General features: G+C 74.3%; 17 protein-coding genes and 1 tRNA gene. 9 read left to right on the top strand and 9 right to left on the bottom strand.

Going from position 1 to position 17,784, the window contains the following annotated elements; translation table 11 throughout:
- Positions 1-6 precede the first annotated feature (6 nt).
- Positions 7-972 carry a zinc-binding alcohol dehydrogenase family protein gene (locus ACIQGZ_RS01470; protein ID WP_402598590.1) on the bottom strand — a complete coding sequence of 322 codons (966 nt, stop codon included), beginning with the start codon at positions 970-972 and terminating at the stop codon, positions 7-9.
- Between the two features lie 131 nt (positions 973-1,103).
- Between ACIQGZ_RS01470 and ACIQGZ_RS01465 the strand changes: the two genes are divergently transcribed.
- Entirely contained in the window at positions 1,104-1,559 is a 456-nt protein-coding gene (locus ACIQGZ_RS01465) for a MarR family winged helix-turn-helix transcriptional regulator (RefSeq protein ID WP_402598589.1), read from the top strand.
- Between the two features lie 15 nt (positions 1,560-1,574).
- On the opposite strand, the gene ACIQGZ_RS01460 is transcribed toward ACIQGZ_RS01465, so the two are convergent.
- From ACIQGZ_RS01460 to ACIQGZ_RS01435, 6 genes are all read right to left on the bottom strand, one after another.
- Positions 1,575-2,318 carry a TrmH family RNA methyltransferase gene (locus ACIQGZ_RS01460; protein ID WP_402598588.1) on the bottom strand — a complete coding sequence of 248 codons (744 nt, stop codon included), beginning with the start codon at positions 2,316-2,318 and terminating at the stop codon, positions 1,575-1,577.
- Between the two features lie 46 nt (positions 2,319-2,364).
- Positions 2,365-3,792, bottom strand: a complete 1,428-nt coding sequence (locus tag ACIQGZ_RS01455) for an HTTM domain-containing protein (RefSeq protein ID WP_402598587.1) — start codon at positions 3,790-3,792, stop codon at positions 2,365-2,367.
- Position 3,793: 1 nt separating this feature from the next.
- On the bottom strand, positions 3,794-4,606 hold the full coding sequence (locus ACIQGZ_RS01450; RefSeq protein ID WP_402598586.1) for a DUF5819 family protein: 813 nt from the start codon (positions 4,604-4,606) through the stop codon (positions 3,794-3,796).
- Positions 4,607-4,745: 139 nt separating this feature from the next.
- Positions 4,746-5,246, bottom strand: coding sequence for a GNAT family N-acetyltransferase (locus ACIQGZ_RS01445; protein ID WP_402598585.1), 501 nt, complete (start codon positions 5,244-5,246; stop codon positions 4,746-4,748).
- A 159-nt stretch (positions 5,247-5,405) separates the two neighbouring features.
- Complete coding sequence (locus tag ACIQGZ_RS01440; RefSeq protein WP_402598584.1) at positions 5,406-5,735, bottom strand: rhodanese-like domain-containing protein; 330 nt, start codon at positions 5,733-5,735, stop codon at positions 5,406-5,408.
- Between the two features lie 44 nt (positions 5,736-5,779).
- On the bottom strand, positions 5,780-6,616 hold the full coding sequence (locus ACIQGZ_RS01435) for a hypothetical protein (protein WP_402598582.1): 837 nt from the start codon (positions 6,614-6,616) through the stop codon (positions 5,780-5,782).
- A gap of 299 nt (positions 6,617-6,915) precedes the next feature.
- On the opposite strand from ACIQGZ_RS01435, the gene ACIQGZ_RS01430 reads away from it, so the two are divergent.
- The 3 genes from ACIQGZ_RS01430 to ACIQGZ_RS01420 all read left to right on the top strand — a co-directional run bounded on the left by ACIQGZ_RS01430 (position 6,916) and on the right by ACIQGZ_RS01420 (position 10,948).
- On the top strand, positions 6,916-9,540 hold the full coding sequence (locus ACIQGZ_RS01430) for a SpoIIE family protein phosphatase (RefSeq protein WP_402598580.1): 2,625 nt from the start codon (positions 6,916-6,918) through the stop codon (positions 9,538-9,540).
- A 131-nt stretch (positions 9,541-9,671) separates the two neighbouring features.
- On the top strand, positions 9,672-10,094 hold the full coding sequence (locus ACIQGZ_RS01425; protein WP_402598579.1) for a MarR family winged helix-turn-helix transcriptional regulator: 423 nt from the start codon (positions 9,672-9,674) through the stop codon (positions 10,092-10,094).
- A 284-nt stretch (positions 10,095-10,378) separates the two neighbouring features.
- Positions 10,379-10,948 carry an ATP-binding protein gene (locus ACIQGZ_RS01420; RefSeq protein ID WP_402598578.1) on the top strand — a complete coding sequence of 190 codons (570 nt, stop codon included), beginning with the start codon at positions 10,379-10,381 and terminating at the stop codon, positions 10,946-10,948.
- A 5-nt stretch (positions 10,949-10,953) separates the two neighbouring features.
- Here the strand turns inward: ACIQGZ_RS01420 and ACIQGZ_RS01415 are convergent, their stop codons facing one another.
- The gene (locus ACIQGZ_RS01415) at positions 10,954-11,721 is read right to left on the bottom strand and encodes a hypothetical protein (RefSeq protein WP_402598577.1); all 768 of its coding nucleotides are present in this window, start codon (positions 11,719-11,721) and stop codon (positions 10,954-10,956) included.
- Between the two features lie 319 nt (positions 11,722-12,040).
- Between ACIQGZ_RS01415 and ACIQGZ_RS01410 the strand changes: the two genes are divergently transcribed.
- Together ACIQGZ_RS01410 and ACIQGZ_RS01405 are read left to right on the top strand one after the other, a co-directional pair.
- Entirely contained in the window at positions 12,041-12,709 is a 669-nt protein-coding gene (locus tag ACIQGZ_RS01410; protein WP_402598576.1) for a response regulator, read from the top strand.
- Entirely contained in the window at positions 12,706-13,923 is a 1,218-nt protein-coding gene (locus ACIQGZ_RS01405; RefSeq protein ID WP_402598575.1) for a sensor histidine kinase, read from the top strand. Before ACIQGZ_RS01410 ends, ACIQGZ_RS01405 begins: the two co-directional genes overlap by 4 nt.
- A 106-nt stretch (positions 13,924-14,029) precedes the next feature.
- Here ACIQGZ_RS01405 and ACIQGZ_RS01400 read toward each other — a convergent pair.
- Positions 14,030-14,113 (bottom strand) — tRNA-Leu (locus ACIQGZ_RS01400).
- A gap of 558 nt (positions 14,114-14,671) precedes the next feature.
- Between ACIQGZ_RS01400 and ACIQGZ_RS01395 the strand changes: the two genes are divergently transcribed.
- From ACIQGZ_RS01395 to ACIQGZ_RS01385, 3 genes are all read left to right on the top strand, one after another.
- Positions 14,672-15,583, top strand: coding sequence for an FhaA domain-containing protein (locus ACIQGZ_RS01395; RefSeq protein ID WP_402598574.1), 912 nt, complete (start codon positions 14,672-14,674; stop codon positions 15,581-15,583).
- A gap of 12 nt (positions 15,584-15,595) precedes the next feature.
- Entirely contained in the window at positions 15,596-16,105 is a 510-nt protein-coding gene (locus ACIQGZ_RS01390) for an FHA domain-containing protein (protein WP_402598573.1), read from the top strand.
- Positions 16,106-16,236: 131 nt separating this feature from the next.
- Positions 16,237-17,781 (top strand): PP2C family protein-serine/threonine phosphatase, encoded by a 1,545-nt coding sequence (locus ACIQGZ_RS01385; protein ID WP_402598572.1) that lies wholly within the window; start codon positions 16,237-16,239, stop codon positions 17,779-17,781.
- Positions 17,782-17,784: the final 3 nt, after the last annotated feature.

The following is a 17,784-nucleotide window of genomic DNA, read 5'->3' as shown; positions in this document are numbered from 1 at the left end:
GGCGGATCAGGTGCCGGGCATCAGGACGATGCGCCCGCCCGGGGCGGGGGTGGCGGCCCAGGCCCGCTCGACCTGGGAGAGCGGCATGGGCAGCGGGTCCACGGCCAGGGTGCCGGCGGCGATCTCCACGGCGAGGGAGGGCAGTTCGGCCACGATGCCGGCGGTGGTCAGGGAGCCCTGGCCGCTGCCCAGGATGGTGAGGTTCGCCGCGCGCAGCAGGTACGAGGGCAGGGTGATGTCCCGGCCCGCCATGGACCCGATCTGGACCCAGGCCAGGGCCTTGGCGCGCTCGCGGCGGGCGGTCAGCAGCGCGGGCATGGCCAGCTGGGTGGGGCGCCCCCACAGGTAGTCGATGACGACGTCGACGTCCGAGGCGGCGCGGCCGAGCCGGTCGGCGACGTCCTGCTCGTCGCCGTCCAGCGAGACGACCTCGTCCGCCCCGAGGTCCGTCAGCAGTTCCAGGCGCCGGCGGTCGCGGCCGGCGCCGATCACCCGGGCGGCTCCCAGGTGCTTGGCGATCTGGACGGCGAGTTGGCCGGAGTTGCCGGTGGCGCCCAGGACCAGCACGGACCCACCGGGCCGGAAGCCGACCCGGCTGCGCAGGGCGAGCCAGGAGGACATGCCGGGGTTCATGGCGGCGGCCACGGCCGCCGGGTCGGTCCCGGCGGGCAGGGTGATGGCGCGGCGGCGGTCGACGACGGCCTGCTCGGCCATGGTGCCCGGTACGTCGTCGGCGGCGACGAAGTAGAGCAGTTCGCCGTCCGGGGTCCGGCCGACCCCGTCGACGCCGGGGACCATGGGCAGGGCGCCGTCGGAGGTGTAGTGGCTGCCGTCGGCGGCCGAGCGCACCCGGGGGTGCAGGCCGGCGGCCAGGACGTCGACCAGGACCTGGTGGTCACCGGTGGCGGTGGGGGTCGGGAAGGTGTCGAAGCGCGGCGGGGTGTCGAAGCTGCGGACGACTGCGGCGTGCATGGGGTTACTCCTGTCCGGCCGGCGAGCGCGGGGCGCCTGGGCCCGGGGCGACTGCCGCCATCATTTGGTTCGCGGCACGTACTAAATGGAAGGTAGTTCGTGCCGCGTACTAGGTCAAGTAGACTCCTCCCATGAGCACTGGCAGCCCCCTCGGCCTCCCGGACACCCGGCCCCTGGGCCCGGTGGACGCACTGGTGCAGCTGTCCTTCCTGGTCCAGGGCGTCCTGTCCGCCGCCGGAGCCGAACACGACCTGTCGGTCACTCAGATCAGGCTGCTGGGCGTGCTGCGGGACCGGCAGGTCGGCATGCTCGAACTCGGCCGCCACCTCGGTCTGGACAAGTCGTCCATGACCGGGCTGGTCAGCCGCGCCGAGAAGCGCGGCCTGGTCCGGCGCTCCCCGTCACCCCACGACGGCCGCGCGGTCCTGGTCTCGCTCACCGCCGACGGCAGCCGGCTCGCGGACCAGGGCACCGCCGAGATCGCCCGCCGCGTCACCGAGCTGACCGCACGCCTCGGTGACGCCGAGCTCGCCCAGCTCACCCGGCACCTCACCACACTGGTGCGCCCCTGGCCGCAGACCCCGTAGCGGCCGCCGGGTCGGCTAGGACCCGGCGGCGGGGATCTCGGCGTGGCTGCGGACCCAGGTGTGCATGGCGATGGCGGCGGCGGCGCCCGCGTTGATGGAGCGGGTGGAGCCGAACTGCGCGATGGAGCAGACCAGCGAGGCGTGCTGCCACGCCTCCTCGGTGAGCCCCGGGCCCTCCTGGCCGAAGAGCAGGATGCAGCGGCGCGGCAGCTCGGTGGTCTCCAGCGGGACGGCGCCGGGGAGGTTGTCGATGCCGATGATCGGCAGGTCGCGCTCGGCGGCGAAGGCCGCCAGCGAGGCCACCTCCGCATGGTGGCGCACATGCTGGTAGCGGTCGGTCACCATCGCGCCGCGCCGGTTCCAGCGGCGGCGGCCCACGATGTGCACCTGCTCGGTCAGGAAGGCGTTGGCGGTCCGCACCACCGAGCCGATGTTGAAGTCGTGCGTCCAGTTCTCCACCGCGACATGGAACGGGTGCCGCCGGGTGTCCAGGTCCGCGACCACCGCCTCCCGGGTCCAGTACCGGTAGCGGTCCACGACATTGCGGCGGTCACCGTGCGCCAGCAGCTCCGGGTCGTACCGCTCCCCCTCCGGCCACGGCAGCGGGTGCGGCCCGACCCCGACCTCACGGCCGAAGCCGTCGTCGTACTGGTCGCCGTCGTGCGGGTCGCCGTCCTGCGGGGCGCCGCCGGGCCGGACACTGTCAGGCCGGACACCGTCGAGCCGGTCGCCCTCGGGCGCGATGGGGGTGCTGCTCACGCCACGAGGGTAGTCGGGACCGGCGCGCACCCCGGCCCCGCGCCGGTCACGGGGCCGGCGCGGGGCTCTCGGTCAGGTTCTCGGCTGGGCTCTCATCTGGGCTTCCGGCCGGGCTCCCGGGGGTGCGCGCCGGGCGCGTACCGGCGGCCGACCGCCCCCACAGACCGGTGACCCGGCCGCCCAACCAGAGCAGGAAGGCGGTGGGCAGGAAGACCGCGTCGGCGGAGATCATCGAGAGCGAGAAGATCGGCAGCCCCAGGGCCACCGCGATCCCGGCGTGCTCAAGCATCATCATGGCCAGCAGGACGTTCTTCACCCGCCGGTTGAACAGGGTGAACGGGAACGCCACCTGCACCGCGACGGTGCCGTACGAGATCAGGAAGACCGCGAGCATATTGCCGGCCAGCAGCCCGGCCAGCCACGGCCACGGGGTGAAGTAGTCCAGGTGCAGCGGGTAGTACAGCGCACTGCCGTCCTGCCAGCGGGAGCCCTGGATCTTGTACCAGCCGGCCGTGGAGTAGATGAAGCAGACCTGCACCGCGATCACCAGCATCGCGCAGTTGTGCAGCATGGTGGCGCCCGCGTCCAGCAGCGCCCGCAGCTCATGGCCCGGCCGGTGGCGGTTGACCGCCCACCACAGGCCGTGCGCCGCCCAGATCGCCCACAGCACGGTGCCCCAGCCCAGGTGCGGCCAGCTGTCCGAGGTCATGTCGAGCGAGTCGCCGGAGAAGCCGGAGAGCTGCACCCAGAGCAGCAGCGCACCCAGCACCGACCAGAGCAGCACGCCGGTACGGCCGTCGCCCGCGCCCCGGCGGGCGCGCCGGGCGTCCAGGGACCAGACCTGGCCGCAGCGGGTGAAGACCAGGTAGATCGCCATCAGGTGGATGACGTTGTCGCCGCCGTCACCGACGAAGACGTTCCGGTTCTGGATGGAGAGCACGCCGAGCATGTAGAGCACGGTCATGGCCCGGGTGCGCCAGCCCAGCGTCACGGCCACGGCGGCGAGGATCGCCAGGTGGTAGACGAGTTCGAACCACCAGCCGCCATTGGACCAGGGCAGCACGGTGAAGGAGTGGTTGCCGGCGAGCAGCTGCCGGGCCAGGTCCAGGCTCCAGGGGGCCCGGTCGCCGTACAGGACGCGGCGCTCGGGCCACTCGCGCAGCAGGAACAGGGCGAAGGTCAGGCCGAAGCCGATCCGCACCACGGCGGCCTGGTGCGGGCCCAGCACCCGGCCGATGAAGGTGTCGAAACCGGTGGCGAACAGGTCGCTCAGCCGGTCCAGCGGCCCCCGGCGCGGCGCCGGGACGGGAGCGTCCCCGCCCCCGGGCGCAGCGTCGGCGTCGGCGTCGGCCGCAGGGCGCTCGGCCTCGGGCTCGGCGGTGCGGGGGCCGGGCAGCTGGACGGCGGGGGCAGTGGGCCTGCCGCTGCCGCCCTCCGGGCCGCCGCCGGTGTCGGTGTCCGTGTCGGTGTCCATCTCACAGCCCCGCGTAGTCCTGATCGGACACCGGCCACCACGGCGTCTCCTGGTAGCTGGTGCCGGTGGCCCAGCTCTCACTGCTCCACGGCGGCGGCGAGACGCTGGTGGTGCCCGCCCGCAGCTGCACCTCGACGACCCGCTCGCCCTGCTGCTCGCGGCCCAGCCGCTGGAGCACGATCCGCTTCAGGTACTGCTGGTGCAGCTCGCTGCGCTGCCCGTCGGTGGCGTCGCCGTTGGAGTTGTGCGAACCGCTGTACAGGTCCCAGGCCCGGCGCAGCAGATTCTGGTCGACATGGCCGGGGATGGGGTTGTGCCGGATGCGGGCGACGTCCTGGGCGGTGAGGCCGATCCACTGTCCGGTGTGGTGGCTGCCGTCCTGACCGAGGGTCTGCACCCGGGCCTCCACCGCGATGTTCTGCTGGAGCGGATTGGGGGCGAACAGCTTCCAGTTCTGCTCGAACTCGGGGTAGACCCACTCGTCGACCTGCTGCCGGTACTGCTGCGAGACGGTGTTGCTCGGCGCGATGTCCAGGAAGACGGCGCCCAGGTGCCAGGCCGTGGCTCCGGCGAGCAGCACGGCGGACATCGACAGCAGGGCCAGCGCCGAGGTGGACCAGGCGCGGCCGGGCGCCGTGGCGGGCTGCTCCGGCTCCTTGGGCCCGTCCGGCTCCGCCGGGTCGGACGACGCCGCCGGGTCGGACGGCTGCTCCGGTGTGGACGGCTGCTCCGGCTCGGACGGCCCCGCCTGCCCGGCCGTCGGTTCGTCGGGCGGTGCCGACCGCTCGGGCACCTCACCGCTGGGCTGCTCCATCACACTCCCGGACACCTCGCCGACTCGCCATGCGTCCCCGCACGGTACCGAGGCGGCCGGTCGCACGACAGCACAAGGACGACTGCTGTCCGGTACGACAGCATTTTTCCGGTGCGTTTTCTCCGGTATGCCCCTCCGCTCAGGCCCGCCGCTCATAGCGCAGCAGCCCCGCGCCGTCCCGCCCGACCCGCTCGAACCCGGCCCGCTCCAGCACCCGCTGCGAGGCCCCGTTGCCGGGCTCCACCGCCGCCACCACCACCCGCACCGCCGCCGGGTCGGCCAGCGCCCACGCGGTGAGCAGCCGCACCGCCTCGGTGGCATGGCCGCTGCCCCGGGCCGACTCCGCCAAGTCGTAGCCGATCTCCACCCGCCCGCCGTCCGGCGGGCCGTGGAAGCCGATGCCGCCCACCGCCGCGCCGTCGCCGCGCCGCACGATGGCGTACACCCCCCACTCGGGCCGGTAGCACCCGGCCTCGGCCGCCTGCACCAGCATCGCGGCGGCGTCCCGGGTGCCCTCGTACGGGCCGTCCGGGACCCAGGGCAGCCCGCCGGAGCCGCCGGACCGCAGGTCGGCGGCGGCCGCCGGGTCGATGCTGCGCAGGGTCACCGACTCGCCGGTCAGTACTGCCGTGTCCGCCATGCCGGGCTCCCCGCTGTGGTCGTCGGACGGTCGTGGGCATCCTCGCGCGGCACGCGGCGCGGCGCGCGGGGTTTTCCCGGGCGGCCCGCCGGCTTCCGACAGCCCGCCATCCTCCGGACGGCCCGCCGCCTCCGGACGGCCCGCCTCTCCGGACACCCGTCAGAGCACGAACGGCTCGCTGCCGTCGCTGCTGGCCATCGGACGGCCCGCCGCCTCCCAGGCGTACATGCCGCCCTCGATGTTCACCGCGTCGCGGCCCTGGGCGACCAGGTACTGCACCACCTGCGCGGAGCGCCCGCCGACCCGGCAGACCACGAACAGCCGGTCGTCGGGCAGCTCGTCGAGCCGGGCGACGACCTCACCGATCGGGATGTGCAGCGCCGAGTCGACGTGCCCGGCGTCCCACTCGTCCTGCTCGCGGACGTCGAGCAGCGCGGCATCGGCCGGTACGGAGGCGGCGTCCACGGTGGGCACCTGGGTGTGGAACATGGTCGGTCTCCCGGAGGCAGTCGGCTGGGCGTTCCCGCCCATTCTCACCCGGCGGCGCCGAGCAGCCGGTCGAGTTCGGCCTGCTGCTCGGCGGCGCGGGCCAGCAATTGCTCCGCGATCTCGTCCAGCAGCCGGTCCGGGTCCTCGGGGGAGAGCTTCAGCAGCCGACCCATCGGACCGGACTCCAGCCGCACCTGCTCCTCGGCGAGCCGCTCGATCCGGGCGACCAGCCAGCCGAGCCGCTGCCGCAGCCACTCGGTGCGGTCCGGTACGGCGGTCGCGGCGGCCGGGCCGCTGCGGGTGGCGGCCCACTCGTCCGCCAGGGCCAGCAGCGCCGGTTCGTCGCCGTGCGCGTACGCGTCGTTGACCCGGGCGATGAAGGCGCTGCGGCGCTGCTGCTCGGTGGGGTCGGTGGTGAGGTCGGGGTGGGCGCTGCGGGCCAGTTCGCGGTAGAGCCGCTGGGCCTCCTTGCCGGGCCGCACCCGGCGCGGGGCCTCGGCCTGCGGCGCCGGTCCGGCGTCGGCGGCGGGGCCGCCCCGGCCGGAGGGGGCGTCCGGGCCGAACGGCCCGTCCGGCTCGAAGAGGCCGTCCAGCTCCGGCAGCGGGGTGACCGCGCTGCGTGCCTGATAGGCGCGGCGGATGTCCTCGGCGGCGCCGGTGCGGGCCGCGACGGCCTCCGCGATCAGCGCCTCCAGCTCATCGAGGTGGACGTACATCGGGCCGAGCCGCTGGTGGTGCAGCAGCGCGAAGTTGTCGATCTCCACCCGCAGCGTCTCGACCTCGATCTCCAGGTCCACCAACGCCGCCTCCACGGCGGCCACCTTCAGCTCCAGGGCCTGCTGCTCGGGGTCGGTCCACTGGACGGGGCTCTCCGCGGTCACTGCTCGCCTCGCTGCTCGACTCGTCCGGGCCCGACCTGTCCCGGGCCCGCCTCGTCCGGGCCGCTTCGTGGCCCGGCCGGGCGGGCGGGGCCGCGAGCCGCCCAGCCTACACAGCGGCCGACCGGGCACCCGGCGCCCGGCGGGGGGCGCACGCCCGCAGATCACAATCTTCCGCAATTCCCGGCAACGGCACCCGCATTCGTGCTTGCCTGGTGATCCGCGCGGTGCGCCCCGCCGGCGCCGCCGGCGCGTCCGGGACCCGGTGGGGGCGCGCAGCCAGGCGGGAGCAGACTAACCCCATGCTGGAAGAGGGCACCTCCGTGCCGAACCCTGGTACGCCCGCGTCGACCCCGACGCTCGCCCCGGCCGCCGACGCCACGCCCACCGGGGTGGTGGCGCTGGTCCGGCTCGCCTCGCTGGTGGTCGATCCGGACGGCTGCGTGGCGCACTGGAGCCGATCGGCCGAGGAGCTGTTCGGCCACCGCTCGGACGCGGTGCTGGGCCGCGCCGCCACCGGGCTGCTGCCCGTCCACGAGACCCGCCCCGGCGCCATCGGCCTCGGCCGCGACGCGCTGGACCTGCTGGGCGAGCACACCGCCGCCACCGGCTGCTGGGCCGGGTCGCTGCCGGTCACGGACCGCGAGGACCGGGTGCGCGACGTGCTCTGGTGGGTGTACCGGCTGTCCGAGCCGACCGGCCGCAGCCTGCTGGTGCTGGCCGCCGACGCCCGCCCGCTGCGCGGCGGCCCCCGGCTGGCCCTGGGCTCCCGACTGCTGCCGTACGCCGCCGTGCCGCCGCAGGGCGGCCCGCTGCGCGTCGCCGCCACCGTCTGCGGCCCGGACACGCCCACCTCGCCGGGGATCACCACCCGGCTGGCCGCCGCCCTGCCCCGCACCGGCAACGAGCGGCGCCAGCGGCTGCTGCGGCAGATCGGCGCGGCCGGGCTGCCGGCCCTGCGGGTGGACGGATCGGCGGTGCTGCCGGTGCTGCCGTACGAGCCGCCGGAGGCGGCCGGGGCGCGGGTCACCACCGGGCTGGGCCGCCGCTACCCCACGGCGCAGCAGCGGGTCTCCCGTGGTGTGCACATGCTGCCGCCGGACTGGGCCGCGGCCCCGACGGCCCCGGCGACCCCGGCCGGGAGCGCGATCGGGCTGCGGATGGTCATCCCGTCCGGCTCGGTGCCCGGCCCGCGCGACGCTTCACCGCTCGGGGCGCCGCCCCGGGGCTCCACGCTGCTGCCGCTGCTGAGCACCGGCCCCGGCGGCGAGCAGTTCGCCCTGCTGAACGAGGCGGGCGGCAAGGTCGGCACCACGCTGGAGCTGGACACCACCGCCCGGGAGCTGTGCCAGGTGCTGGTGCCCCGGATCGCGGACTTCGCCTGCGTGGACCTGCTGGACGGGCTGATCTCCGACGCCGAGCTGCCCGAGGGCCTGCCGGACGACGACACCACGCTGCGCCGGCTGGCCCTGGTGCACACCGAGACGCCGGGTCACTGGGAGCACGTCCAGGCGGAGGGCAGCCTGCTGGCGATGCCGCGCGCCACCCCGCCCGGTCTGGCGCTCCAGTCCAACCAGCCGGTGCTGGTGCCGGTGATCGACGCGGAGTTGGCCGAGGACTACGCGACGGCGCTGGGCGGCGGCCCGGCGCTGGTGCCGCAGGTCTCCGGCCGCTCGATGCTGGTGCTGCCGCTGGCCGCGCGCGGCACCGTGCTCGGCCTGCTGAAGCTGCTGCGGCTGCCCGACCGGGCCGCCTTCGACGAGAACGACGCGGTGCCGCTGCGCGAGCTGGCCGCCCGCGCCGCGCTGTCGCTGGACAACGCCCGGCTGCACCGCGCCGAGTCCAAGGTCGCCGCCACCCTCCAGCGCAGCATGATCCCCACCCGGCCGCCGCGTATCCCCGGGGTGCAGATCGCCCACCGCTACATGCCGGGCAACCGCCGCGCCCAGGTGGGCGGCGACTGGTTCGACGCGGTGCAGCTGCCGGGCAGCCGGGTCGCCCTGGTGGTCGGCGATGTGATGGGCCACGGGCTGCACTCCGCCGCCGCCATGGGCCGGTTCCGTACGGCGGTGCAGACGCTGGCCGCGCTGGACCTGCCGCCGGGACAGCTGCTGCGCCATCTGGACAACCTGGCCCACCGGCTGGGCGACGACCACCTGGCGACCTGCCTCTACGCGGTGTACGACCCGATCAACCGGACCTGCACGCTGGCCAACGCCGGCCATGTGCCGCCGGTGCTGGTCCACCCGGACGGGCGCAGCGAGCTGTTGCAGATCCCGGAGGGGGCGCCGATCGGGGTGGGCGGGGTGCCGTTCATCGCGCAGGAGATCGCGGTCGAGGACGGCAGCATGCTGGTGCTGTGCACGGACGGCCTGGTGGAGGTGCGGGGCGGCGACATAGGGGACGGGCTGGCCGCCCTGTGCGGCAATCTGATCGACCCCCGGCGCACCCCGGAGGAGGCGTGCGACACGGTGCTGGCGCGGCTGCACTCCGACGACCGCAAGGACGATGTGGCGCTGCTGGTGGCCCGGTTCGACGGGGTGTCCTCGCCGGACGTGGTCACCTGGCGGCTGGGGCCCGACCCGTCCGAGGTGGGGCGGGCCCGCGCGCTGGTCCGCGAGCAGTTGGCGGCCTGGCAGTTGGACGGGCTCTGCGACACCGCGCTGCTGCTGGTCAGCGAGCTGGTCACCAATGCGCTGCGGGTGGCGAGGGACAGCGTTCAGCTCCAGCTGATCCGGGTGGACAAGCTGCTGGTGGAGGTGAGCGACGACAACCACAACCTGCCGTCGCTCCAGCTGTCGGACCCGCTCGGCGAGGGCGGGCGCGGGCTGGGCCTGGTCAGCAAGTTGTCGTCGCGCTGGGGGACCGCCCGCAAGGCGGTGGGCAAGGTGGTCTGGTTCGAGCTGCCGCTGCCGCGCCGGCCGTGAGGCGGCAGGCATGAGGCGGCGGGGGCTGAGCCGGCGGGCCTGAGGCGGGGGACGGAGGGCGGGGGACGGAGGGCGGTCGCGGACCCCTCGGTAAAAGTTGTATACTGCAACAAATCCGAAGGAGCCCCGCCATGCCCGGTCGCGACGCGACGATCGACATCATCCAACGCGAACTCACCGCCTTCGCCCGTCGCGCCCGCACCAGCGCCGCCCAGGTCCACCCGGAACTCTCCCTGGTCACCTACAGCATGCTCGACCACCTCAAGGAGACCGGCGGCTGCCGCGCCACCGACCTGGCCGCCCGCTTCCTGCTCGACAAGTCCACCGTCAGCCGGCAGACCGCGATGCTGGAGCGGCTCGACCTCATCGTCCGCGAGACCGACCCGGACGACCACCGGGGGCAGATCCTGCGGCCGTCCGAGCGCGGCCTGCGGATGCTCACCGAGGCGTACCAGCAGCGCCGGCTCTCCTTCACCGAGCGCTTCACCGACTGGGCCGACGACGACCTGGAGCGGCTGGCCGGCTACCTCCAGCGGTACAACGAGTCCAGCTGACCCCGCAATCCAGCCCTTGTCGCGAGCCTGTCACCTCCCCGGCTACCACACGCAACCCGCCCGCTACCGGTAGCTCACCCACCGCGCACGCGCCGGGGCGCGCACGCCACCGGGCGCAGAAAACCCTGCGCGACTCCTTCCCATATCCCGCGTAGACCCGTCACGATCGAGCCCATCGCGCCATTCGTGCGCCGACAGCACCCGCTGCCGCAACCGTTGACTCGCTTCCGCTCTTCCGGACCCGCCTCGGCACGCGGCACCCGGAGCAGGAGGAGAAGGCCGCCGTGCATCCCCCCAGGGTGGGTTCCCGGACCACAGCCGCCCCGGCCCCCGCGCACCCGCGAGCCGTCCGCGCCCCGGCCGACCCTCCGCCCCCCACCTCCCGTACGGCCACCTCCCGTACGGCCGCCTCCCGCACCACCGCCCCGCCGCGCCGCATGGTGATGGCGCTCGCCGCCCGCCCGCAGTCCGTACCGCTCGCCCGGTCCACCCTGCGCCGGCTGCTCACCGCCTGGCGCGCGGACACCGACGAGGACGCCGCCGCAGCAGCCGCCCTGATCCTCAGCGAGCTGGTGACCAACGCGATCACCCACGGCACCGCCGCCGACCCGGACGCCGGCTCGGTCACCCTCTCGGTCGCCCTGCTGCCGCCGCCCACCCCGGGCGCCCCCCGCGTGCTGCGGCTCTCGGTGCACGACCCGGGCAGCAGCCGGCCCCTGCTGCGCAGCGCTCGCACCGAGGAGGAGCACGGCCGGGGGCTGCTGCTGGTCTCCGCCACCGCCGACCGCTGGGACTGCGAGCCGCTGCCCGGCGACGGCAAGCGGGTCTGGGCGGAGTTGGACGTCCGGCCCTGAGCCGCTTACCGCGCTGCGGCACCCGACGCGGTACGGACGGTCTCGGTCGCCGCCCGCGCGAGCGCCAGCACCCGGGACCAGTAGCCCCCGAAGACCTCGCCCAGCGCCGCGATCAGCACCGCCGCGGCGATGGCCGCCAGATGCTCCAGACCCGCGAGATTGGGCAGTACGGCGGCCTCGGTGCCCATCAGCGCCACCACGGCGGCCCCGGTGAACCAGGCCCGCGCCCGCCACGCCGCGCAGATCGCCAGCGCCACCACCGCCGCCGAGGGGCCCGCGTCCCGGACCAGCGCGTCGGTGGCGGGCAGCCCCAGGAACCCGCCCGGCCCCACATCGACGGCGACCCGCGCATACAGGGTGCCCGCCACCGTACCGGCGTAGGCGACGAACAGGGCCAGCGGCCGACCGAGCACGATCTCGGCCACCGCGAAGACGACCAGCACCTGAGCCAGCGCCCCCCAGACCGGCAGGTCCAGCGCAGGCACGAACAGCGAGAGCGGCGTACGCAGCAGCTCCAGCTCCAGCGGCAGCCCGGCCCGGACCACGCCGACGCGCTCCACGAAACCGGCCCCACCGGGCAGCTGCTGCACCAGGTCGAAGAGGAGGACCAGCAGCGTGGCCGTCAGCGCCAGCGGCACCGCCGCCAGCCGGCGGCGCGCCAGCCGGCCGCCCACCGCCGCCCACAGCTCCCCCCACTCCGCGGCGGCCGCCCGCCCGAGCAGCGGGCCCACGGTGCCCCGCCGCACGTCCCCCGTGCGGGATGTCAGGTTCACACGCACCTTCCCCGTCGGATCTCTGCGTCTCACAGCACGCTAGGCCGCGTCGGCGCCGCTGTCCTCACCCTTCGGTACCCAGCTTCGGGTCGTCCTCAGGGCGGACGACCCCCGGGACGACCCTGACGGGTGACCCCGCCCTGCGCCCACCGGAGCCATCCCGACACCCCGCCACCCCGGCCGGTCGGACCGCCGCCACCGGGTGCTCCTACCCTCGGGTGGGGGCGCGCAGCCGCCCGCCCCCGCGCAAGCACCGCCCCGCGTAAAGCACCGCCCCGCGCAAGCACCGCCCCGCGCTCAACCGCCAAGGGAGGCAACCGTGCCGATCCGCGTCGTCATCGTGGACGACGAGGTCCTGGTCCGCTCCGGCCTCGAACTGATCGTCGGCTCCGCCCCGGACATCGAGGTGGTCGCCACCTGCTCCGGCGGCGGCGCCGTGGACGCGGTGCGCGCCCACCGGCCGGAGGTGGTGCTGCTGGACATCCGGATGCCCGACGTGGACGGCATCACGGTGCTGCGGCAACTGCGCTCCCTCACCGAACCGCCCGTGGTGTCGATGCTCAGCACCTTCGACACCGATGAGTACATCGGCACCGCGCTGCGCGCCGGGGCAGCCGGCTTCCTGCTCAAGGACACCGCCCCCGAGCAGTTGATACACGCCGTACGAGTGCTGGCGGGCGGCGGCAACATCCTCTCGCCCGCGGTCACCGCCACCGTGATCGGCGGCTATGTCGGCGGCGGCCCGGACGCCGAGGCCGCCGCCCAGGTCCGCTGCATGACCACCAGGGAGCTGGACGTCCTGGCACTGCTGGGCGAGGGCCTGTCCAACGCCGAGATCGCGGATCGGCTCTTCCTGGGCACCGGCACGGTCAAGGACCACATCAGCGCCATCCTGGCCAAGCTCGGCGCGGGCAACCGGGTGCAGGCCGCGGTGATCGCCCACCGGGCCGGGCTGGTCCGGGGCCACGGCACGGGCCCCGCCCTGTGACCGGCACCACCCACCGCCTGCGGACCTGGACGGGCCGGCTCCGGGCAGACCGGCTGCGGATGGGCCGGCTCCGGGTGGACCGGGCCTGGATCGACCGCGCCTGGGTGCGCCGGCTGCCCACCACCGTGCTGGTCCTGCTGTCGCTGCTGGACGCGGCGCTGGTGGACGAGCTCGGCCGCAGCCTGCAGACCGCCACCTCCGTCCTCGCCGCGCTGGCCCTGCTGGTCCGCAACCGCCGGCCGGTCCCGGTGCTGCTGCTCACCCTGCCCGGCACCCTGCTCGGCTTCATCTGGATAGCCCCGATGACCGCCGTATACACGGTCGCCGCCCGCCGCCGCTCGATGCCGACCATCGTGGTGTGCGCCGCGCTCTTCGCGCTGGCGGAGTTCTTCCACTGGCCGTTCAGCGACTACTGGCCGATCAGCCTGGACCGCGACACCGCCCTGTTCGCCATCGAGTGCCTGATGCTGGCCGGCGGACCGGCCGCGATGGGCCTGCTGGTCCGCACCCGCGCGGAGCTGACCGCCCGGCTGGAGGAGCTGACCCGCGGCCGCCGGCGCGAGCAGCGGCTGCTGGCCGAACGGGTGCTGGCCACCGAGCGGGCCCGGCTGGCCCGGGAGATGCACGACGTGGTCTCGCACCAGGTCAGCCTGATCAGCATCCAGGCCGGCGCGCTCCAGGTCGGCTCGGCCGACCCAGTGGCCCAGGACTCCGGCCGCACCATCCGGGAGCTGTCGGTACGCACCCTGGACGAGCTGCGCCACATGGTGGGCGTGCTGCGGGCGGCCGGCGGCTCCACCGGGGAGCTGACCCCGCAGCCCACCCTGGCGGACCTGCCGGGGCTGATCGGCGGCAGCGGACTGGACGCCCGTACGGCGCTGGAGTGGGGCTCCCGGGCCTGGCCGGAGGCGGTCGAGCGGGCCGCGTACCGGACCGTGCAGGAGGCGCTGACCAACATCCGCAAGCATGCGCCGGGCGCCGAGGTGGCGGTGCTGGTCCGCGCCGAGGGCGATCTGCTGCGGGTGGAGGTCCGCAACGGGCCGCCGGACGGCGGCGCCGAGCGGCTGCGGCTGCCCGGCGGCGGGCACGGCCTGGTCGGGCTGCGGGAGCGGGCCCAGCTGCTGGGCGGCCTGCTGACCGCCGGGCCGCTGCCGGGCGGCGGCTTCCTGGTCCGCGCCTCGCTGCCGATGCTGCCGGAGACCGCCCGCCCCTGAATCCCCGGGAACGCCCGAGCCCGTAAACCCACGAAACGCCAAGAACCGGATGCTCCGCAGTGACCTTGGTCATTGCGAGGCACCCGGTTCTTCGGGTACTTCTCTGTGCGCGAGGGGGGAGTTGAACCCCCACGCCCTTTCGGGCACTGGAACCTGAATCCAGCGCGTCTGCCTATTCCGCCACCCGCGCATGGGTGATGTCTTCGATGCTACCGAATGTTCCTCGGCGGTTCCAAACCGGATTCACTCCGCTTCGGTGCCCGGTCCGAGTCCCTTCCGGGTGCCCCTTCCGACGTGGAAAACATTAGCACGCCGGTTGCGGTGCCTTCGAATCCGTTCCGACCGGTCCCGGATCGGCGGCGGCCCGCGTGTCCGGGCCGCCGAACGGGTAGACGGCATCCGTGTCCTTACGCCCCCTCGCGCACCGCCCCGACCGGGGCAACCGCAGACAGCACCTGCCGCCGCCTCTAACATCACTGGACGGGAACCGCGCGGCCGGCCACACCGGAGCGGCACGACAAACGGATGAAGCCGGACCTGCGGCAACCCTCCGACCGCCCGTTCGGCCCGTCCGCAGTGGCATCCTGCGGAGGAGAGTGTGCGCAAGCGCACCCTCGGGCACCGGAGTGCCGGGGAACCGTACAGATGCCCGCGACGTGGATACGATCAGTAGGCAAGTACGCAGTACAGAAGGGCGTCGGCCGGACCGGGCGCGACGGCAGCGAACCCTGAGGAAAGGAGGTGCCCCGTGGGAGTCCTGAAGAAGTTCGAGCAGCGACTCGAGGGTCTCGTGAACGGCACCTTCGCCAAGGTGTTCAAGTCCGAGGTGCAGCCGGTGGAGATCGCCGGCGCGCTCCAGCGCGAGTGCGACAACAACGCCAGCATCTGGAACCGCGACCGCACCGTGGTGCCCAACGACTTCATCGTCGAGCTGAGCCCGCACGACCACGAGCGGCTCAGCCCGTACGCCGGGCAGCTCGGCCAGGAGCTGTCCGGCATGGTCCGCGAGTACGCCGACGCCCAGCGCTACAGCTTCATGGGCCCGCTCCAGGTGCACCTGGAGAAGGCCGACGACCTCGACACCGGCCTGTACCGCGTCCGCAGCCGCACCCTGGCCGGCAGCGAGTCCCAGCAGCAGGGCCCCCCGCCGGGGCCCGGCCCCCAGGGGTACCCGCAGCAGCAGTGGGGCGGCGGCTCCCGCGCGGAGCTCCCGACCGGCTACAGCCCGCCGCCCGCCGCACCCCCGGCGGCCCCGTGGCAGCAGCAGGCCCCCGGCGGCTACGCCGTGCCACCGCCGCCCGCCGCACCCCCCGGAGTGCCACCGCACGCCCCCGGCGGCGGCAACGTCCGGGCGTTCCCCGGCAGCGGCAGCCCGGCGGGCACCCGGCACTGGATCGAGGTCAACGGCACCCGCCACCAGCTCACCGGGGCCGCCACCGTGCTCGGGCGCTCCACCGAGGCCGACATCCGCATCGACGATCCGGGCGTCTCGCGCAAGCATGCGGAGATCCGTCCCGGTTCGCCCTCGATGGTCCTCGACCTCGGCTCCACCAACGGCATCGTGGTGGACGGACAGCACACCCAGCGCGCTACGCTCCGCGACGGCTCGCGGATCGTCGTGGGCAGTACCACCATCGTCTACCGGCAAGCCGAAGGGTAGAGCGGGGCACACATGTCAGAGCTGACCCTCACGGTCATGCGGTTGGGCTTCCTCGCCGTACTGTGGCTGTTCGTGATCGTCGCGGTCCAGGTGATCCGCAGCGACCTCTTCGGCACCAAGGTGACCCAGCGCGCCGCCCGGCGCCCCGCGACCGCCCCCAGCCCCGCCCAGGGCGCCCGCCAGCAGCAGCCCCGGCCGCAGCCGCAGCAGGCCAGGCAGCGGCGCGGCGCCCCCACCCAGCTGGTGGTGGTGCAGGGATCGCTCGCCGGGACGACGGTCGCCCTCCAGGGCCAGACCATCACCCTCGGCCGGGCCCACGACTCCACCATCGTGCTCGATGACGACTACGCGTCCTCGCGGCATGCCAGGATCTACCCCGACCAGAGCGGACAGTGGATCGTCGAGGACCTGGGCTCCACCAACGGCACGTACCTGGACCGGCAGCGGCTCACCACCCCCACGCCGCTGCAGCCGGGGATGCCCATCCGTATCGGCAGGACCGTCATCGAGCTGCGGAAGTAGTAGCGCATGAGGCATCGGACCACGTCCACCGCTCGCCAGCCCCACCGCCATGGGCGGGGCGGTGCCGCCGCGACGCCTGCTGAGGCCGGCTTCGCGCGCGACGAGACGGTTCGAGAGGGGGCGCACGCCGCATGACCCTTGTGCTGCGCTTCGCCGCCGGATCGCACACCGGCATGATCCGGGAGCACAACGAGGACTCCGGCTACGCCGGGCCGCGGCTGCTCGCCGTGGCCGACGGCATGGGCGGCCAGGCGGCCGGCGAGGTCGCCTCGGCCGAGGTGCTGGCCACCATGGTCAAGCTGGACGACGACATCCCCGGCGCCGACCTGCTCAGCCTGCTGGGCGACTCCGTCCAGCAGGCCAACGACCGGCTGCGGCTGATGGTCGAGGAGGACCCCCAGCTCGAAGGCATGGGCTGCACCCTCACCGCCATGCTGTGGACCGGCCAGCGGATGGGCATGGTGCACATCGGTGACTCCCGCGCCTATCTGCTGCGCGACGGCTCGCTCAGCCAGATCACCCAGGACCACACCTGGGTGCAGCGGCTGATCGACGAGGGCCGGATCACCGAGGAGGAGGCGGGTGCCCACCCGCAGCGCTCCCTGCTGATGCGCGCCCTCGACGGCCGGGGCCAGGCCGAGCCCGACCTGTCGATCCGCGAGGTGCGGGCCGGCGACCGGTACATGATCTGCTCCGACGGCCTGTCGGGCGTGGTCAGCCACCAGACGCTCGAAGAGACCATGGGGAGCTTCTACTCCCCGCAGCAGACCGTGCAGGAGCTGATCCAGCTCGCCCTGCGCGGCGGCGGCCCCGACAACATCACCTGCATCGTGGCCGACGTACTGGACGTGGGCGACAGCGACACCCTGTCCGGCCAGCTCAGCGACACCCCCATCGTGGTGGGTGCGGTCGCGGACGGCCCGCCCACCACCACCGACCACATGCTGCACACCCCGGCCGGCCGCGCCGCCGGCCTCGGCCGACCCCCCCAGCAGCCCGGCGGCGCCGGGCCGGAGGGCTTCGGCGAGTTCGGTCCGGCCGAGGGGTACGACGGCTACGACCTGGAGAAGCCGGACCGCCGCAGGCGCGGCAACGGCGGCAAGTGGTTCCGCCGCTCACTGGTCCTGGTGATCGCGCTCGGCCTGGTCGGCGGCGGTGGCTACGCCGGCTGGCGGTGGACGCAGAAGCAGTACTTCGTCGGCGCCAAGGACGACCATGTGGCGGTCTTCCGGGGCGTCAACCAGAGCCTGGTCGGCATCGACCTCTCCTCGGTCTACAAGGACACCACGATCCAGCTGCGCTACCTGTCGCAACTCCAGCAGGACCAGCTGCGGAACACCATCGCGGTGGACGACGTGGACGCCGCGCTGACCAAGGTCCAGGAGCTCAACGCCCAGGCCACCGTCTGCGAGAAGGTGGCCCACGGCGCCGTCCCGGCCACCGACGCCGGTGCGACCCCGTCCGCGCCCCCGTCCCCCTCCGCACCCCCGAAGCCCGCCGGAACCACCGCGAGCCCTGCGGCGTTCGAGGAGGAGACGGTGGGACAGCCCACCGCCACGAGCAAGCCCGGCACCGGCAAGCAGCCCGCACCGGGCCAGGCGTCCGGAAGCCCCGACAGCGGCAAGCCGACCCTGACCGCCCAGGAACAGGAACTGGCGAAGTCGTGCACTCAGTAGCCG

The organism is Streptomyces sp. NPDC092296 (assembly GCF_044755465.1).
GTDB lineage: Bacteria > Actinomycetota > Actinomycetes > Streptomycetales > Streptomycetaceae > Peterkaempfera.
This window is presented reverse-complemented; position numbering and strand designations above follow the sequence as displayed.

Bases quoted from the DNA above. Each gene is read 5' to 3' on its own strand.
- ACIQGZ_RS01470 (WP_402598590.1), bottom strand. From the start codon at position 972: ATGCACGCCGCAGTCGTCCGCAGCTTCGACACCCCGCCGCGCTTCGAC.
- ACIQGZ_RS01465 (WP_402598589.1), top strand. From the start codon at position 1,104: ATGAGCACTGGCAGCCCCCTCGGCCTCCCGGACACCCGGCCCCTGGGC.
- ACIQGZ_RS01455 (WP_402598587.1), bottom strand. From the start codon at position 3,792: ATGGACACCGACACGGACACCGACACCGGCGGCGGCCCGGAGGGCGGC.
- ACIQGZ_RS01450 (WP_402598586.1), bottom strand. From the start codon at position 4,606: ATGGAGCAGCCCAGCGGTGAGGTGCCCGAGCGGTCGGCACCGCCCGAC.
- ACIQGZ_RS01445 (WP_402598585.1), bottom strand. From the start codon at position 5,246: ATGGCGGACACGGCAGTACTGACCGGCGAGTCGGTGACCCTGCGCAGC.
- ACIQGZ_RS01440 (WP_402598584.1), bottom strand. From the start codon at position 5,735: ATGTTCCACACCCAGGTGCCCACCGTGGACGCCGCCTCCGTACCGGCC.
- ACIQGZ_RS01430 (WP_402598580.1), top strand. From the start codon at position 6,916: ATGCTGGAAGAGGGCACCTCCGTGCCGAACCCTGGTACGCCCGCGTCG.
- ACIQGZ_RS01425 (WP_402598579.1), top strand. From the start codon at position 9,672: ATGCCCGGTCGCGACGCGACGATCGACATCATCCAACGCGAACTCACC.
- ACIQGZ_RS01390 (WP_402598573.1), top strand. From the start codon at position 15,596: ATGTCAGAGCTGACCCTCACGGTCATGCGGTTGGGCTTCCTCGCCGTA.
- ACIQGZ_RS01385 (WP_402598572.1), top strand. From the start codon at position 16,237: ATGACCCTTGTGCTGCGCTTCGCCGCCGGATCGCACACCGGCATGATC.